Genomic DNA, 16,099 nt, shown 5'->3' on the forward strand with positions numbered 1-16,099 from the left:
ATGATTTATTTTTTCAATGAAAACGACAATACTTATAAATCTGTTCCTCTAATTGAATTTTTCAGATGTCTCTAAAATAAAGTAAGTATAGCAATTATTATATATGTTATCGAACATAATAAGTTAGGATTAATATATGATTAAAAAAGCCCTAATAACCGGAATTACTGGTCAAGATGGTTCATATCTTTCTGAGTTTTTATTAGAAAAAGGTTATGAAGTACATGGAATTATTAGACGTACAAGTGTTTTTAATACAGAACGAATTGATCCTATAGCTGAAAAATATAATCGTGAAGAAAAAAAATTTTTTGGCTATTATGGAGATTTAACAGATTCAAGTAATTTAAATCGAATATTAGAAAAAGTACAACCTGATGAAATTTATAATTTAGCAGCGCAAAGCCATGTAAAAATTTCTTTTGAAGTTCCTGAATATACTGCTGAAGTGGACGCTTTGGGTGTTTTAAGATTTCTTGATGCCATAAAGGAAACAGGTCTAAAAACAAAATTTTATCAAGCATCGACAAGCGAATTATTTGGTAAAGTTCAGGAAATTCCTCAAAACGAAAATTCGCCTTTTTATCCAAGGTCCCCATATGGCGTGGCAAAATTGTATGCATATTGGATAGTCAAAAATTACAGAGAAGCTTATAATTTATATGCATGCAATGGAATTTTATTTAACCATGAATCTCCTAGAAGAGCAGAAAATTTTGTTACAAGAAAAATAACTTTATCTGCAGTACGTATAAAGCTAGGATTACAAAATAAACTATTTTTAGGTAATTTAGACGCAAAGCGAGACTGGGGATATGCTCCCGAATATGTAGAAGGAATGTGGTTAATGTTGCAACAAACTGAACCAGATGATTATGTTCTAGCAACAGGAGAGACACATTCTGTCAGAGAATTTGCCACAGCAGCTTTTAGAGAAGTTGGAATCGAGATTGAATGGGAAGGTGAAGGAATAAGTGAAAAAGGAATTGATAAAAAAAGCGGTAAAGTTTTAATTGAAGTTGATCCAACATATTTTAGGCCTACAGATGTAGAGCTTCTAGTTGGAGATTATACAAAAGCAAAAAAGGTTCTAAATTGGGAACCCAAAACAAAATTTGAAGAGCTGGTTTCTATCATGGTCAAAGCTGATTATGAGCTACTAACTAAAAAATAGGATCCAACAATGAGTATAAAGGATATTAAAATAAGTAGATCAAAAATTTTAACAGAAGTAGTAATTTTTGAACCATCTGTTTTTATAGATGAAAGAGGAGATATTTATACTTCGTATATTAAAGAAATTTATGATCAGTTTCTGCCTGAAGGTACAACATTTATTCATGATAAATTTGCGATTTCTAAAAAAAATGTTTTAAGAGGTTTACATGGGGATACTAAAACTTGGAAATTAATTTCATGTGTTAAAGGGGAAATATTTGAAGTAGTTGTAGATTATCGTCGTGATTCTCCTAATTACTTAAAATGGGAAAGTTGGATTCTAAACGATAAAAACAAAAGGACAATTTTAGTACCCCCAAATTTTGTTAATGGTTATTGTGTTGTCGGAGATGAAGCTGTATTTCACTATAAATTGAGTTATAAAGGAGAATATATTGATGCCAAAGATCAGTTTGTTGTTAAATGGAACGATCCAAGGTTAAATATAAATTGGCCATGTAAAAATCCTATTTTACAGGAGAGAGACAAATGATAAATAAAAATAAACCGATTTTAGCAATAAAAGGCGGTCATCCTGTATCGAATGTAATTATACCTATTCATAAAACTTATCTAGATGAAGAGGATTTTAAAGCGGTAGAAGAAGCTATGCGTTCTACAATAGTTAGTGGTAATGGACCTGCCTGTATGGAATTTGAAAAGAGATTATCTGAATATTTAGGCGTTAAGCATGTGTTTTATACAAATTCTTGCACAACGGCTTTAGATCTAGCCTTTAGGGCAAAAGAATTTCCACCGGATTCAGAAGTATTAGTACCCAATTTTACCTACACATCCACCGCACTTGGTCCTTTGCTTAATAATTTAAAAGTAAAACTTGTGGATGTAGACCCGGATAATGGTAATATTGATGTTAACAAGATCGAAACCTCTATCAGCGAAAAAACAGTGGCTATAGCTCCTGTAGATTATGCCGGGAATCCAGCCGATATGGATCCCATCGTGGAAATTGCTAAAAAATATAACCTTTATGTAGTGCATGATACCGCCCAATCCATAGGATCTGAATACAAAGGACAAAAAACAGGTACCTTAGCGCATGTTTCTACCTTTAGCTTCCATGGCACTAAAAATCTCACCACAGGCGAGGGTGGTGCACTGGTAACCGATGATGATGGTATTGCCGAAAAAGTAATCTACATGCGCGAAAAAGGTACCAATAAGCAATCCTTTTTAGTAGATAATAAAGACCGTGGTTATTATGAATATGTAACGATTGGTAATTCTTATGTGCAGTCCAATATTTTAGGTGCTCTGGGCTTATCGCAATTGAAAAAGATAGACTGGATGAATGCGAGACGTGCTGAAATAGCGGAATATTATATCGAGCAATTGAAAGATTTACCGAACATAAAATTGCCCAAAATTACACAAGGTGCCAAAACCAACTGGCATATTTTTTACATCCTGGTACCACCTGAACATAAATATTGGATCATGGATGCTTTGCGGGCAGAAGGAGTGTATGCCAATGTGCATTATACGCCGCTCCATCGCAATAAATTCTACCAACACCTGGGCACGGATGAAGAATTACCCAATTCCATGCGGTTCTTTTCGGGATTGTTGCGATTACCTATTTATCCATCTTTGACAGAAGAAGAAATGAAAAAAGTTGTTGAAGCCGTAAGAAAGGTATGTGGTTAAATTTTAAAACCACAGATGGCCACAGATATGTCACGGATTTTTCTGTGTTAATCTGTGCCAAAATCTGTGTAAATCTGTGGTAAAAACAAATGGAAACTTTAAACAAAATATCTTATGACATCATCGGCTGTGCTTACAAGGTGCATCGTAACCTCGGCCCGGGTTTATTGGAATCTACCTATCAGGTATGTCTGGCTTATGAGTTGCGGAAAATGAAATACCAGGTTGAGGTAGAAAAAGCTTTACCGGTTGTATATGATGAAATAAAACTTGATGCGGGATACCGTATTGATTTATTGGTTAACAACAAGGTCATCGTTGAGTTAAAATCAGTTGAGGCCATCAACGAGGTTCATATTGCTCAAATACTGACTTATTTAAAGCTTGCCAAAATAAAATTAGGGCTGTTAATCAATTTCAATGTGGCTGACCTTAAAAAAGGAATTAACCGGTATGTCATGTAGATGAACCACAAAAGGCCACAGATATGTCACGGATTTCTTTGTGTTAATCTGTGTCAAAATCTGTGTGAATCTAGGGTAAAACACGATGCAGAAAAAAATTTTAATATTTGGCGCCGGACTGAACCAGTATAGCCTGATAGAAGCTTCAAATAATTTAGGATTAATATCCGTAGTGGTAGATCCCAATCCGGATGCGCCCGGGAAAGCAATTGCCGATTATTTTTATGTTGTAGCAGGTGATGATTACCATACCACAAGGGAAATAGCCTTAAAGCATAAAGTGGCTGGTTTCGTGACAACACAAATGGAAAAACCGTTACGTTAGATGGCGTGTCTGGCACAATATCCTGGATTGCGATACCCGTCTACTGAAGTAGCTAAAATAAGGCTTGATAGGTGGTTAAAGAAGTGGCGTTTCTTGAATGTCAGGCTATCAATGCTAAAAAGAAAATTTTCAATAATTTTGAAGAGATTATAATATGTTTATATATCAAGATTTATCATTTAGGGTAATAGAAAAAGAAGATTTAGAAATATTACGCAAGTTGCACAATGATCCCAGTACCTGGATGAATCTGCTTAATATTGACTTTATCGATGAAGAAGACCAGATCGAATGGTGGAAAAATTTACATAAAAAGAAAAACGATCAACGTTATGTGATTTGCTTTGCCGAAAAACCAGAAGAAATTATAGGTAGACTTCGAATACAAAACATTAACTGGTTGCATAAAAATTGTGAAATTGGACTTGATATTTTGCCGGAATACCGCGGTAAAGGGTTTGGCAAAAAAAGTTATGAAATGGTCTTGGAATTTTTGTTTAACCATTACAATATGCATATGGTTTATCTGAAAGTTGCTGATTTTAATCCCAATGCAAAAAAGCTTTATGAAAAAGTGGGCTTTAAAGAAACCGGCCGACTCCCTCAATTTTATTTTCGGCATGGTAAGTATTGGGATTATATAATAATGAGTATGCTAAAAGATGAATATCAAAAAGCTTAAACTCTTTTTATTGGGGCTTCCAAAAACACTCTTGTTTAATTTTCATTACTTTGATTTTAGAACAGCTATAAAATTACCAGTTTGATTGACGCATAAAGTGCGCCTACAGTCACTAAAAGGGAAAGTTTTAATTGAAACGTCTCACATAAAAAAAGGAATGATCTTCATTGGTTTTGCTCATGTTTCGATTAATGATACGAATGAATATTCTTTATGGAATGTTGAAGGAACAGTTGTTTTTAAGGGTAAAGCTGGTTTTGGCGCCGGGTCTAAGATAGCTGTTGGAAAGAATGCCGAACTTACTTTTGGGCAGAATTTTTTAATTACAGCCAGTCAGAAATCTCTTGTTTTAAAGAAATACATTTTGGAAATGGTTGTTTGCTTTCATGGGATATTTTGGTGATGGATACGGATGCCTACTCGATTTATGATGAACAGAATAAAAGAATTAATGAAGATAAATCCATCATTATAAGTAATCACGTTTGGATTGGATGCCAAACTTTGATCTTAAAAAAAGCTGAAATTGGAGATGGATGTATTGTTGGGGCTAATAGCTTGACCAATAAAAAATTTATTTATAACGAAGTAGTTTTGGCGGGAAATCCGGAAAAATTGGTGAAAAAAAATGTCAAATGGTAAAGAAACCTTAAGAGTATCTGTGGCCATTCCTGTTTATAATGGGGCCAAATTTTTAGAAAGGGCAATTAATAGTATTCTAAACCAATCTAAAAAGGTTCATGATATTATTATTGTAGACGATGCATCCACTGACAATAGCACGGAAGTGATACTATCTATAATAAATAAAAATCCACAAACTAATATTAAGTATTATCGCATTGAGACTAATATAGGTTATCCTTCTAATTGGAATAAATGTTTTGCGTATTGCAAAACGGAATATTTATTAATATTGCATCAAGATGACATGTTGCAAACCAATTCAATTGAAACACTGTACAATTTTTTTCAATCTAATCCTGAATACGCACTTGTAGGTGGTTATGAGGAATTTATTAGTGAGAATGGTGAAATAATTCCTTCAAAAAAAAATCCACAAGCACATTATTACAAAAAGGGGCAAATTTACGAATTTGTGGTTAATCATGGATCCTACATAGCATGCTCCAGTGTAATGTTTTATATGGATAAGATAAAAAAAGTAGGATTTTTTGATGAAGATGTGATTGCTACTGATGAATTATACTGGCCAAAAGTATTAACAAAATATCCAATAGCTATTCTCGGAGAAAAACTTATTTACCGTGGAATTCATAAAAATCAAACAGAGTATGCCCACTTTGTTCAATATGAAAAAGAGGCTTTTGATATTTATAAAAAATTTCAGAGAATCATAAAATATGAAAGCAGAGAGCAATACAAAAAGGAACTTTCAAAATATTTAAAATATAAATTTTCAAAAAGTTGGGTTGGGATTGCCGTCAATGTTGCTAAACAAGGGTATAAAATAATTCCTATCAAATATATTTACCGGGCAATAAAATTAAACCCAGCCATAATATTATATTTTCCAAAAATGTGGAAATCGTTTGGCAAGCTATTCATTTTTTTAATGGGAATAAAAAAAGAGAAAATTGCAAAATCTTAGAAATAAAACTCTAAAAGGTTTGTTTTGGAGCATCTCTGACCAATTTGGTGTATATTTTATACGATTTGGTTTTAGTATTTGGATAGCCAGATTACTCTCACCGGAAGACTATGGATTAATCGGGTTAATGGCAATTTTCATCGCTGTTGCTGGTATGTTTTCCGAAAGCGGTTTACAGATGGCATTAATTCAAAAAAAAAATGCGGATGATAAAGATTTTTCAACGGTTTTCTGGTTTAATTTAACGGCAGGCTCTTTATTTTATATATTGATATTTATTTTTTCAGATTATATTGCCGCATATTTTGAAGAGCCGGCTTTAGTGTCGATTGCCAAAGTGGTATCATTAAGTTTAATCATTGGACCCTTTGCGGGAGTTCAACTTACAATACTTTCCAAAGAAATAAATTTTAAAAAACAGGCAAAAATAAGTTTTATTTCCACTATTTTTTCAGGAGTAACAGGAGTTCTATTTGCAATAAACGGATTTGCAGTTTGGGCACTGGTATTTCAGACTTTGGTAGGAGCATTTTTACGTAGTTTACTGTTATGGATAAAATGCAATTGGAGACCAAATTTTGTTTTTAGTATAAGCCGTTTTAAAGAATTATATAATTATGGTTGGAAAATATTCCTGCAAGGGCTTTCAAATGCAATTTTTACTAATATGTATTTCCCGTTAATCGGTAAATACTTTTCAACTGCTGATCTAGGCTTTTATACCAGAGGTAAAAGATTTTACGATATGTTTATTCAGCAATCAACCATTGCTTATGGACGTGTAACTTTCCCGGTTTTCTCATCAATACAGGATGACAGAGAGAGATTCTTGCGAGCTTATATAAAAACGCACCGATTGCTGATTCTTTTTTCTATCCCTTTGGTTACACTACTTATTGTAACAACCGATCCTTTTATTCATTTATTATTAACAGAAAAATGGATGCCTGCGTCGCCTTATATTAAGTTGTTTTATTTAATGGGGATATACTTTCCTGTTTTTATGCTGAACCAAAATATTTTTAATGCTATAGGTAGGAGTGATCTATCTCTAAAAATCGACATTTTATTAAAATCCATATTATTTGTAGCTTTATTAATAACTTTTAAATTTGGTATTTCTATAATTATTACAGGTCAGATAATAGCTGGATTCATTACTTATTTGGTTACAACTTTTTTAATTAAGATTCAACTTAAGTATCCAGTTACAGAGCAATTAAAGGATTTGTTTACAGTGGTATTTATTTCAATTTTAGTTTATTTTGTGCTGGAGGGTATTAAGCTTTATATAATAGGTGATATATTGATTTTAATAAGTTTACCATTCGTCAGTATAATATTTTTCTTTGTGTTTTTTAAACTTACTAATCTTAGAATTTATAAGGCATTTAAAGATGAAATAATACCATATATTCCTGCAAAGTATAGATTTATTTTTTAACAAATTAATAAATAAGGAAGGATATGTTGAATAATCCTAAAAAACTCGTTCTCTCAAATGTGAAAAGGATCATTAAAAATTTTCCAATTAAAATAAGGAAAATTATTAAGCCTAATCCAAAATCATATAAAGATATAATTTACAACTATTCAAAGTATCTTAAAATACAAACAGAAAAATATAAAAGCCATGAATCACAAAATGTACATTGGGCAAAGGGTCAAGAAAAATATATAAAAAGTGAATTTATTAATATCCCTCGTTATGCAAAAATTTTGGATATAGCGTGTGGCGATGGAGTCGGTTTAAAAGTTTTTAAAGAATTAGGATTTTTGAATGTAGTAGGAGTTGAACTTTCTGAAGAAAAAGTTAAGTTAGCTAGAAGTTATGGTTTTCAGGTAATTAAAGCGGATATGCATAAATTAGAAATGTTCAATGAAGGTGAATTTGATATTATCTATTCTTCGCATACTCTTGAACATGCATATAGTCCTACAATTGTATTAAAACAATTTTTTAAGATATTGAAAAACAATGGGCTTTTAAAAGTAGTATTACCTTATCCTGATTTATCGAAAGAAAATGATGAAGCACATGGTGGAAAATATGAATTACAAACAAATATTAATGATAATGGTGAATCTGTAGTTAAATTTTTTGAAAATATTGGATTTACATTTATTGATAAGAAATTTGATTCTTTTAGAGAACCTGAAATTTGGTTAACATTTAAAAAATGAATAAGATCTTTGTTACCTATTTCCCTAATTATTCTGACATTCATTTATTTAAGGATCCCGGACAAATTCCTTTTAGGTTCAGAAAAACCCTGGGATATGATAGTTATATTATAACTAATGAAAGTTGTGAAAAATTAAAAGAAACGAAAGAATATTTAAAGATAATATGTTTACCAAAAAATAAAATTGTTAGATATTTCAAATTAATTCTATTTTTCTTAAAAACCCGGGGGCGCCTGCAAATATTCAATATATTTCACATTGGATTTCATAATATATTTGTGGCATTATTATGCAAACTGTTCGTTCATGATGTGTTTATTTATTTAAAAATGGACAACTGCAATTACACAGGTCCATATCCCTGGGAAAAAATATTTGACAAAAAAATAATACCTGCAATGGTATTTGAGGAAAATAAAAGGGTAAGTTTTGGGCAAAGAATAAAGAATTTTTTATTAAAGAATTATTTAATTCATATTGTTGACTTGTTTAGCGTTGAAGATGAAGAATCGAAAATATTTTATGAAAACAAATATCCTTTTTTTAAAAATAAAATAATAATCGTTTATAATGGACATGTTGTTGATTTATTTGAAAATAAAAGTAGGCAACATGGAGCTAAAAAAAAGGATAATATAATTTTAAATGTTGGGAATTTGGGAACGTATTCTAAAGCGACAGATCTGTTATTAGAATCCTTTGCGAAAATAAGAGAAAATCATAATTGGGAATTGCATTTTGCAGGTACTATAGATGAAAAATTTAAATCTTATTTGGAAGATTATTTTATTCAATATCCAGAACTCAAATCCAGAATACATTTTCATGGTCATATTGATAAAATTAAGTTGTTTCAGCTATATCAAAAAGCTAGAATATTCTGTTTACCTTCCAGATATGAGGGTTTTGCAAACGTATTTTCGGAAGCAATGTATTTTAGAAATGCTATTATTACCACTAAATATGTTTCCCCGCGTAAAATTATTGAAAATAAAGCTGGTATTATCATTGAAAAGGACGATCCAAAAGCTTTAGCTAATGCCCTGAAATATTTAATAAACAATCCACATTTAATTGAAAAATATGGTGAATACGGTCATCAGTTTGCAAAAGATAAATTGAATTGGGATAATATTGTTAAAAAATTACATCAGGAAATGGTAGAAAGAGGTTTAATAACAGAATCCTAATGAAAAAATTTAAATTAACGAAAAATGAAACCTTACAATTATATGCTCTTTTTGTAATTTCTGTTTTGATCATCTACAAAACGCCGCAAATTATTGGTACCGTTTTTCAAATCATTTTGCTCATCGCCTTCTGGCGATCTAAACGAGATTACTTCTGGTTGGCGTTTGTATTTATTATTTCAAGTGAACCAGGTTTTCTATTTTCTAATAGCGATGCTGTCCATTCTTTTTCACTGCTTTCTAATAGTCCATTTGGTAATCTATATTTTAATTTAGTGTTAATTATTGTTGCATTTCTTAAGTATTTTCAAAAAAAGAGGAAAGTACCGATATTCTTAAAGACCAATTTCGTTTTAATATTTTCCTATTTCATAATACAAATCATTGCTTTTGGTTTTTATAAAACCACTGCTACTATACGCATGACACTCCCGTGGTTGCTTCTGTTTATTTTGCCAAATGCTTTAAAAGATGAAAAACAACTTTTTTCTTTTTTTCGGTTAATATTTTCCTTCGTATTTTTTGTTTTAATCACACAAATTTATAAAATTGTTACCGGGCTGGAATTTTCGACTTTTTTTGGAGGAATGGCCAGTGAAGTGGTAGATGCACCCGGAGGTATTGAAGAAGTCGAAGCTGCATTGCGTCCGGTATATGGCATATTTATTCCATTTATTGCCTTGTGGGGCAGTATTTATTATTTAACTATTAAAAATGAATATTTTAATAAAAAATATCTCAACTCGATTCTGGTGCTGTCTGTTTTCAGTATTTATATAACGGCCACACGTTCCTGGTTGATTGCGTCGCTGTTTCTGGCAGGATTTTACATATTGGTTTCTGTCCAAAATCCACTAAAAACCTTTATTCAGATTGCTACTTCTGCGATATTCATAATAAGCTTAATGATGACATTACCGGTTCTAAAAAAACAGGTGGAACTCTCGTTAGAACGCTATGAAACCTTGGAATATTTCCTTAAGGGAGATATCACCGCAGGGGGAACCGTTCAACGTTTTGATGTACGAGCTAAAAGACCTATGGAAGGTTTCAGAGAAAATCCAATAATCGGTTGGGGAATTGGTGATGAGTATCAGCAATATGGAGACGGGCATGTGGGGTATCATAACCTTCTCATGTCTTCTGGATTGATTGGTTTTACGCTCTGGATGCTTTTATGGGGGAATTTTATTAAGAAGATGTTAGAGAAATATCAACGCTTAAAAAAGGGTAAGACAAATAAAAATGTTCCTTTAGTTTTAATTTCTTTTTCCTTAAGCATTCTGATCATACACACTTCAGTTCAATGGTTTGGCTATTTAATTGGTTTTAATAATGCTTTTGCTATAGCTCTGTTATTTATGATGGGTCAAAGGGTTTTTTATTACGTCAGTACAATAGAATCTATTGAGAGAAATTACAAAACAAACGTAATCACAGAAACGAGTTGAGTAAAATGAAAATATTATTACTAATCCCTTCATTTTATACTTTACATAAAACTATAGCAAGTGGTTTTAAGCGACTGGGTTTTACGGTTTATCATCATGATTATCGCAATTACATAAATAAATGGCAAAATCAGATGAATACCCAGATTTTCCGTTTACCATATAGATACCGTGAAAAATGGGAAACCTATTTTTTGCCCCAAATCAACAAAAAACATCGGGAAATATTCGATCAGCAGAAACCGGATATGGTTTTCATTTACAATAATGAGATGCTCTTACCTGAAACAATAAATTATTTTAAAAAAAATAGTGCTAAAATCTTATTTATTATGGGAGATTCTCCTTATTTTACTCCCACCAATCGTTATTATATGCATTTGTTATTTTTGGCAGATTTAATCATTTCTCCAGATTCCTTCTGGGCAGATCAATTGAAATTATTGGGTATTAAAAATGTGGTGGTTGATTTCCCCGGTTTTGATGAAAGCTTAATGGAATTCAGAGAACCGACCGATTCAGAGCGTAAGGATTATACTTGTGAAGTGTTGTTTGTAGGTACCGGCTATGCCGATACTTGGGGCTATAAACGAACACTTTTTCTAAGTAAATTTGCCCAATTTGACACTCGAGTATATGGTAATAACAAATGGTTGCGTTGGTTGGAATTCTTCCCTGAATTAAAACCTAAGTTTTATTTATTGAAAGATCGAATGAGTTTGGAACAATTGGTTATCATGAGTAAAAGTGCCAAGGTTTATACGGTGGATGCCAATCCAGCCATTTTAAACGGCGTACACTTACGCGTTTTTGATTGCATCGCCATGGGTGTCTTGCCACTGGTGGAATACCGTAAAGATCATGATACCTTTTTCCAAGGAGTAGATTTACCAATAATTCATACCTATGATGAAGCCAGATACGTTGCCCAAAAGTACCTGGAAAACGATAACTTACGAGAAAGAACTCTTCAGGAATTACAGCAATTCGTAAAAACAAAATTTACCGCCGATGTGGTGTTGAAAAGAATCTTGGAAAAACTGTAATGATTAGAACACTTCATATCCGTTCTAGTTTTGATCCCGGGGGAACCGAAAACCTACTATTACATCTATTTAATCACAACCAGCCATTTATTGAAATTCACATGGTGTTTATAAAAAATGGCACATTAATTAATGAATTAAAAAATAAATACAATTTTTATTATTTACTTTTTAGAAAGAGATTTCTTGATTTAGGTGTAATATTTAAAATAAATAGAATCTTAAAAAAAAAACGAATTTATATTGTACATGCTCATCAAGAAATTGAATTATTGTATGCTTTTTGTTTAAAAATACTAAATCCTAAAATAAAGATTTTTTATTCTATTCATCTTATGCGTGAAAAAAAAGATTTGGTTTATTTAATGGAAAAAGTTTTGTTGCCCTTTACATATCAAATTATAGCTGTTAGTTATGCTGTTAAATCACATTTAATTCATTCGGACTATCCGTATAAAAAAATTAAGGTTTTATATAATGCGGTAAAGAAACCGACTAACATAACAGAATATGATAAAGTATATTTTTTAAATAAAATTAAATATGATGTTAAAGATTATTTAATTCTTATGATTGGAAATTTTAGGCCGGAAAAGGATCATTTAACTCTTTTAAAAGCCTTTAATCGGATAAAATCAGTTTATAAAAATTTAAAACTAATCTTTATTGGTAAAATAAATCAATATACAGATGAATGTATAAAACATACCTGTTATGCAGATTTCAATCAGCGTATATTTTATCTAGATAGATTGCCTGATGCTTCAAAATATATTCAACTGTGTGATCTATTTGTTTTTTCATCAAAAAGTGAAACGTTTGGTGTGTCGGTTATTGAAGCTCTTTTAAGCAAAAAGTCAGTAATTGCTAGTGATATTCCTGTTATGAAAGAATTATCCTCAAATGGAAGATACTTTGAACTTTTTGAAACAGGGAATGACAAGGAACTAGCTGAAAAAATTGAAAACTGTATTTCTAATAAATGTCAAATTAAAGAAAAAATTGAGGAAGCATATAATTATGCTTCTTCTAATTTTAATTACGACACTTATGTTGAACATTTAATGAAAATATATAATGCCTAAAAGATTGAAAAATATTTTGAGTAAACTTAATTTTATAATTGGGCGCAATCCAAAAATAGAAAAAGGTAACGATTGGCAAAAATTTATACCGAAGCCATTTAAAGCGGTGATGACGATAACTGCCGATTTTGAGCTTGCATGGGCTCCCAGATACGTAAAAGACATAGACAATCCATATAAAAAAGCAATATTTTTAGCAAGGCGTGAGCGTGAAAATATACTTAAAATATTACAACTGTGTGAAAATTTTAATATTCCCATAACCTGGGCTACTGTGGGCCATTTATTCCTAAAAGAATGTCGATGTTATAATGGGAAAGCGCATCCTGAAATCCCTCAAATTGCACCTTATAAAGGTAAATACTGGGATTTTAATGGAAAAGATTGGTTTGAATATGATCCCTGTTCAAATTATTTAGAGGCTCCCGAATGGTATGCGCCTGATTTAATTGAAATGATTTTAAATAGCAATGTACAACACGAAATTGGCTGCCATACCTTTTCTCACATTGATTGCAGAGATGAAGTTTGCACTCCTGAATTGTTTTGCGCTGAGATTAATGCTTGTAAAAAGGAGGCTTCTAAACTAGGACTTTCATTAAAATCATTTGTGCATCCAGGTCATACAATAGGAAATTTACCCCAATTAGTTGAACTCGGCTTTACTTCCTTTCAAAGCGATACAGGAAATATATTGGGATATCCTGTAAAACATGACAATGGGATATGGGAAATGAAGCGTACCTATGAGTTTGTTTGGCGAGATGGGTGGTCATTGGATTATCATATTTATCGTTATAAAAAAATAATTGATAGAGCAATTAAAACTAATACGGTTTGTAATTTTTGGTTTCATCCTTCATTTGATGAAAAATTTTTAAATAAAGTACTACCAGAAATATTCTCTTATTTAAATATCCATAAAGAAAATATATTCTTAAGTACAGTTGATAATTATATTAGTTGGCTACAGAAGGAAATAGCATATTGAAATATGAATATCCTGCTTTGGTCCTTGGCCTTTTTGAAACCGGCCTTGGAGTAATTAGAAGCTTAGGTCGGAGTGGTATTAAAGTTTTTGGAGTTGATTATAAAAAAGACATTGGTTATTATAGTAAATATGTAGTACCAATCATATTATCTCATCCTCAAAATAAGGAGGCTGATTTTATTGAAGGCCTTTTAAATTTTTTAAAAAAACAAGATAAACCTTTACCGATTTTTATTACCTCAGACGAATATCTGCAAATTCTGATAAAGTATAGGCATTTACTTTCAAAATATTTACTATACAATGGACCAAATTCAACATTAATTCAACAAATCTCCAATAAATACTCACAATATTTATTAGCCCAAAAGGCAGATATAAATGTTCCTAAAACTGTTATTATAGAAGATGAGAGAGATATAGAAAAAATTAAGGAATTAAGATTTCCCATATTCATAAAAGGGATAGATGTAAATGCATGGCGCAAGGCTTTTGGTGGGTCTTTAAAAGGATTTAAAGCGAATACACTCGACGATTATTATAAAATCTATAAAAATATACGTAATTTTAAACTAAAACTATTAGTTCAAGAAATTATTGAAGGTCCAGATACGAATCATGTAAAATATTGTACATATATAAATAAAAATGGGCAAATAACTGCTGAGTTTTGTTTAAAGAAAATCAGGCAAGCACCACCTCATTTTGGTATTGGTTGTGTAGTTGAAAGTATCTATGATACTGAATTGATAGAAATTGGTAGAAAATTATTTACAGGAATTGGCTATCGTGGTGTCGGTTCCGCAGAGTTTAAATTAGACAATAAAGAAAATAATCTTAAACTTATAGAAATAAATCCCCGATATTGGCAGCAAAATAGTCTTGCGGCAGCGTGTGGTATAAACTTTCCCCTTATTCAATATCTCGATTTAACCGGGGAGCCATTCCCTAAACTTACATCTTACCAAGAAGGCATTAAATGGGTAAATATATATTCTGATATTAATTCATTCTTCTCCTATCGTAAAGAGGATGGATTAAGTTTCGGAAAATGGCTACATACACTCAAGGGGAAAAAAATTTTCTCCGATTTTTCCAAGGATGATCTTTTACCGAGTTTGTATGAAATTAGATTTGGAATGAAGTTGTTAAAAGTACCTCTATATTTGTTAAAGAAATACTGGTCATGAAACGGTTAATAATTAAACTTGTTTCATCCTTACATCCTATTAATTGGGAAAGTAATAAATCGTATAAAATTCTTGTGCAGATAAATAATTATTTTTCTATCGAAAAATGGGAAATGAATCTTGCTAAACATTTCCATGCCTATAATCAATCAGAAATAATATATTCTCGCAATAAATTTATTACTGCGAAATTATTAAAAGATGCCGATTTTTGTTTTCTATGGGGACTTAGTCGTTACGTTGATTTAAGAAACAGTCAGGTGAAGTTTATTTATTTTGGCACATCTGGATTAGATTTCTTGAATTCAATATATATCCCAAAGCAAATCACAATTTCCAATCCTAAACAAATTGCATCTGAGGCCATTGCAGAATATACTCTAGCAGTAGCATTAATGGCTCATCGAAAATTGCATGTGGCAATAAAAAATCAAAATAAATGTAAATGGGACCAAAATACATTCCTATCAACAAAGTATGTATCCATAAGTAATAAAATTATCGGTGTTATGGGAGTTGGAAATAATGGAAAGTTGATCGCAAGGAATTTTAAACGACTAGGATGTAGGGTTTACGGTTTTGATAAAAGTAAAGGTTCTAATGAATTCATCGATAAATGGTATATTGGTAATGAATTGAAATCGTTTCTTCAAAATATTGATATATTAATTATAGCACTTCCACTTACTCAGGATACAAAGCACATTATCAACCACGTTAGTTTATCTTACATGAAAGAAAATTCAATACTTATAAATACTTCCAGGGGAGATATTATTAAAGAGGAAGACTTGCTTGTGAGCTTAAAGAGTAAAAAAATACAATGTGCTGTTCTCGATGTGTTTTCAAGGGAACCGTTAAAGTTTTGGGATAAAAAATGGAAAAATCAATATATTGTTATTACACCTCATATTGCTGGCAATATCAACCTTTTTGTTGATGAAATTCAAAGAGACTTTGTTCATAAATTAAACAAAATGGTATCCTAAT

At 31.4% G+C, this 16,099-nt stretch carries 18 protein-coding genes; all 18 read left to right on the forward strand.

Features of this window, described 5'->3' with window-relative positions:
- Nucleotides 1-139 precede the first annotated feature (139 nt).
- Nucleotides 140-1,174, forward strand: a complete 1,035-nt coding sequence (gmd, locus tag ACSSV9_RS14080; RefSeq protein WP_437347950.1) for a GDP-mannose 4,6-dehydratase — start codon at nt 140-142, stop codon at nt 1,172-1,174.
- A gap of 9 nt (nt 1,175-1,183) precedes the next feature.
- Nucleotides 1,184-1,711 (forward strand): dTDP-4-dehydrorhamnose 3,5-epimerase family protein, encoded by a 528-nt coding sequence (locus tag ACSSV9_RS14085; RefSeq protein WP_437347902.1) that lies wholly within the window; start codon nt 1,184-1,186, stop codon nt 1,709-1,711.
- Nucleotides 1,708-2,886: a DegT/DnrJ/EryC1/StrS family aminotransferase gene (locus ACSSV9_RS14090; RefSeq protein WP_437347903.1), complete on the forward strand. Its 1,179-nt coding sequence runs from the start codon at nt 1,708-1,710 to the stop codon at nt 2,884-2,886. The genes ACSSV9_RS14085 and ACSSV9_RS14090 overlap by 4 nt, the downstream gene beginning before the upstream one ends.
- 89 nt (nt 2,887-2,975) lie before the next feature.
- The gene (locus ACSSV9_RS14095; protein ID WP_437347904.1) at nt 2,976-3,350 is read left to right on the forward strand and encodes a GxxExxY protein; all 375 of its coding nucleotides are present in this window, start codon (nt 2,976-2,978) and stop codon (nt 3,348-3,350) included.
- 85 nt (nt 3,351-3,435) lie between these two features.
- A complete protein-coding gene (locus tag ACSSV9_RS14100; RefSeq protein WP_437347905.1) occupies nt 3,436-3,675 on the forward strand; it encodes a hypothetical protein in 240 nt (79 codons plus the stop codon).
- 154 nt (nt 3,676-3,829) lie between these two features.
- Complete coding sequence (locus ACSSV9_RS14105; RefSeq protein ID WP_437347906.1) at nt 3,830-4,357, forward strand: GNAT family N-acetyltransferase; 528 nt, start codon at nt 3,830-3,832, stop codon at nt 4,355-4,357.
- A gap of 157 nt (nt 4,358-4,514) precedes the next feature.
- Entirely contained in the window at nt 4,515-4,760 is a 246-nt protein-coding gene (locus ACSSV9_RS14110) for a hypothetical protein (RefSeq protein WP_437347907.1), read from the forward strand.
- Nucleotides 4,760-4,999 (forward strand): LbetaH domain-containing protein, encoded by a 240-nt coding sequence (locus ACSSV9_RS14115; protein ID WP_437347908.1) that lies wholly within the window; start codon nt 4,760-4,762, stop codon nt 4,997-4,999. The genes ACSSV9_RS14110 and ACSSV9_RS14115 overlap by 1 nt, the downstream gene beginning before the upstream one ends.
- Nucleotides 4,986-5,969 carry a glycosyltransferase family 2 protein gene (locus tag ACSSV9_RS14120; RefSeq protein WP_437347909.1) on the forward strand — a complete coding sequence of 328 codons (984 nt, stop codon included), beginning with the start codon at nt 4,986-4,988 and terminating at the stop codon, nt 5,967-5,969. Before ACSSV9_RS14115 ends, ACSSV9_RS14120 begins: the two co-directional genes overlap by 14 nt.
- A complete protein-coding gene (locus tag ACSSV9_RS14125) occupies nt 5,956-7,413 on the forward strand; it encodes a lipopolysaccharide biosynthesis protein (RefSeq protein ID WP_437347910.1) in 1,458 nt (485 codons plus the stop codon). The genes ACSSV9_RS14120 and ACSSV9_RS14125 overlap by 14 nt, the downstream gene beginning before the upstream one ends.
- A 23-nt stretch (nt 7,414-7,436) precedes the next feature.
- A complete protein-coding gene (locus tag ACSSV9_RS14130) occupies nt 7,437-8,153 on the forward strand; it encodes a class I SAM-dependent methyltransferase (protein ID WP_437347911.1) in 717 nt (238 codons plus the stop codon).
- Nucleotides 8,150-9,346 (forward strand): glycosyltransferase family 4 protein, encoded by a 1,197-nt coding sequence (locus ACSSV9_RS14135; protein WP_437347912.1) that lies wholly within the window; start codon nt 8,150-8,152, stop codon nt 9,344-9,346. Before ACSSV9_RS14130 ends, ACSSV9_RS14135 begins: the two co-directional genes overlap by 4 nt.
- Nucleotides 9,346-10,797 carry an O-antigen ligase family protein gene (locus tag ACSSV9_RS14140; RefSeq protein WP_437347913.1) on the forward strand — a complete coding sequence of 484 codons (1,452 nt, stop codon included), beginning with the start codon at nt 9,346-9,348 and terminating at the stop codon, nt 10,795-10,797. Before ACSSV9_RS14135 ends, ACSSV9_RS14140 begins: the two co-directional genes overlap by 1 nt.
- A gap of 5 nt (nt 10,798-10,802) precedes the next feature.
- Nucleotides 10,803-11,843: a glycosyltransferase family protein gene (locus ACSSV9_RS14145; RefSeq protein WP_437347914.1), complete on the forward strand. Its 1,041-nt coding sequence runs from the start codon at nt 10,803-10,805 to the stop codon at nt 11,841-11,843.
- Nucleotides 11,843-12,928 (forward strand): glycosyltransferase family 4 protein, encoded by a 1,086-nt coding sequence (locus tag ACSSV9_RS14150; protein ID WP_437347915.1) that lies wholly within the window; start codon nt 11,843-11,845, stop codon nt 12,926-12,928. The genes ACSSV9_RS14145 and ACSSV9_RS14150 overlap by 1 nt, the downstream gene beginning before the upstream one ends.
- Nucleotides 12,921-13,919, forward strand: a complete 999-nt coding sequence (locus ACSSV9_RS14155) for a polysaccharide deacetylase family protein (protein WP_437347916.1) — start codon at nt 12,921-12,923, stop codon at nt 13,917-13,919. The genes ACSSV9_RS14150 and ACSSV9_RS14155 overlap by 8 nt, the downstream gene beginning before the upstream one ends.
- The gene (locus ACSSV9_RS14160) at nt 13,892-15,109 is read left to right on the forward strand and encodes a carboxylate--amine ligase (RefSeq protein WP_437347917.1); all 1,218 of its coding nucleotides are present in this window, start codon (nt 13,892-13,894) and stop codon (nt 15,107-15,109) included. Before ACSSV9_RS14155 ends, ACSSV9_RS14160 begins: the two co-directional genes overlap by 28 nt.
- The gene (locus ACSSV9_RS14165; protein WP_437347918.1) at nt 15,106-16,098 is read left to right on the forward strand and encodes an NAD(P)-dependent oxidoreductase; all 993 of its coding nucleotides are present in this window, start codon (nt 15,106-15,108) and stop codon (nt 16,096-16,098) included. Before ACSSV9_RS14160 ends, ACSSV9_RS14165 begins: the two co-directional genes overlap by 4 nt.
- The last annotated feature ends 1 nt before the right edge of the window (nt 16,099 follow it).

Source organism: Melioribacter sulfuriphilus, from assembly GCF_051488685.1.
GTDB lineage: Bacteria > Bacteroidota > Ignavibacteria > Ignavibacteriales > Melioribacteraceae > Melioribacter.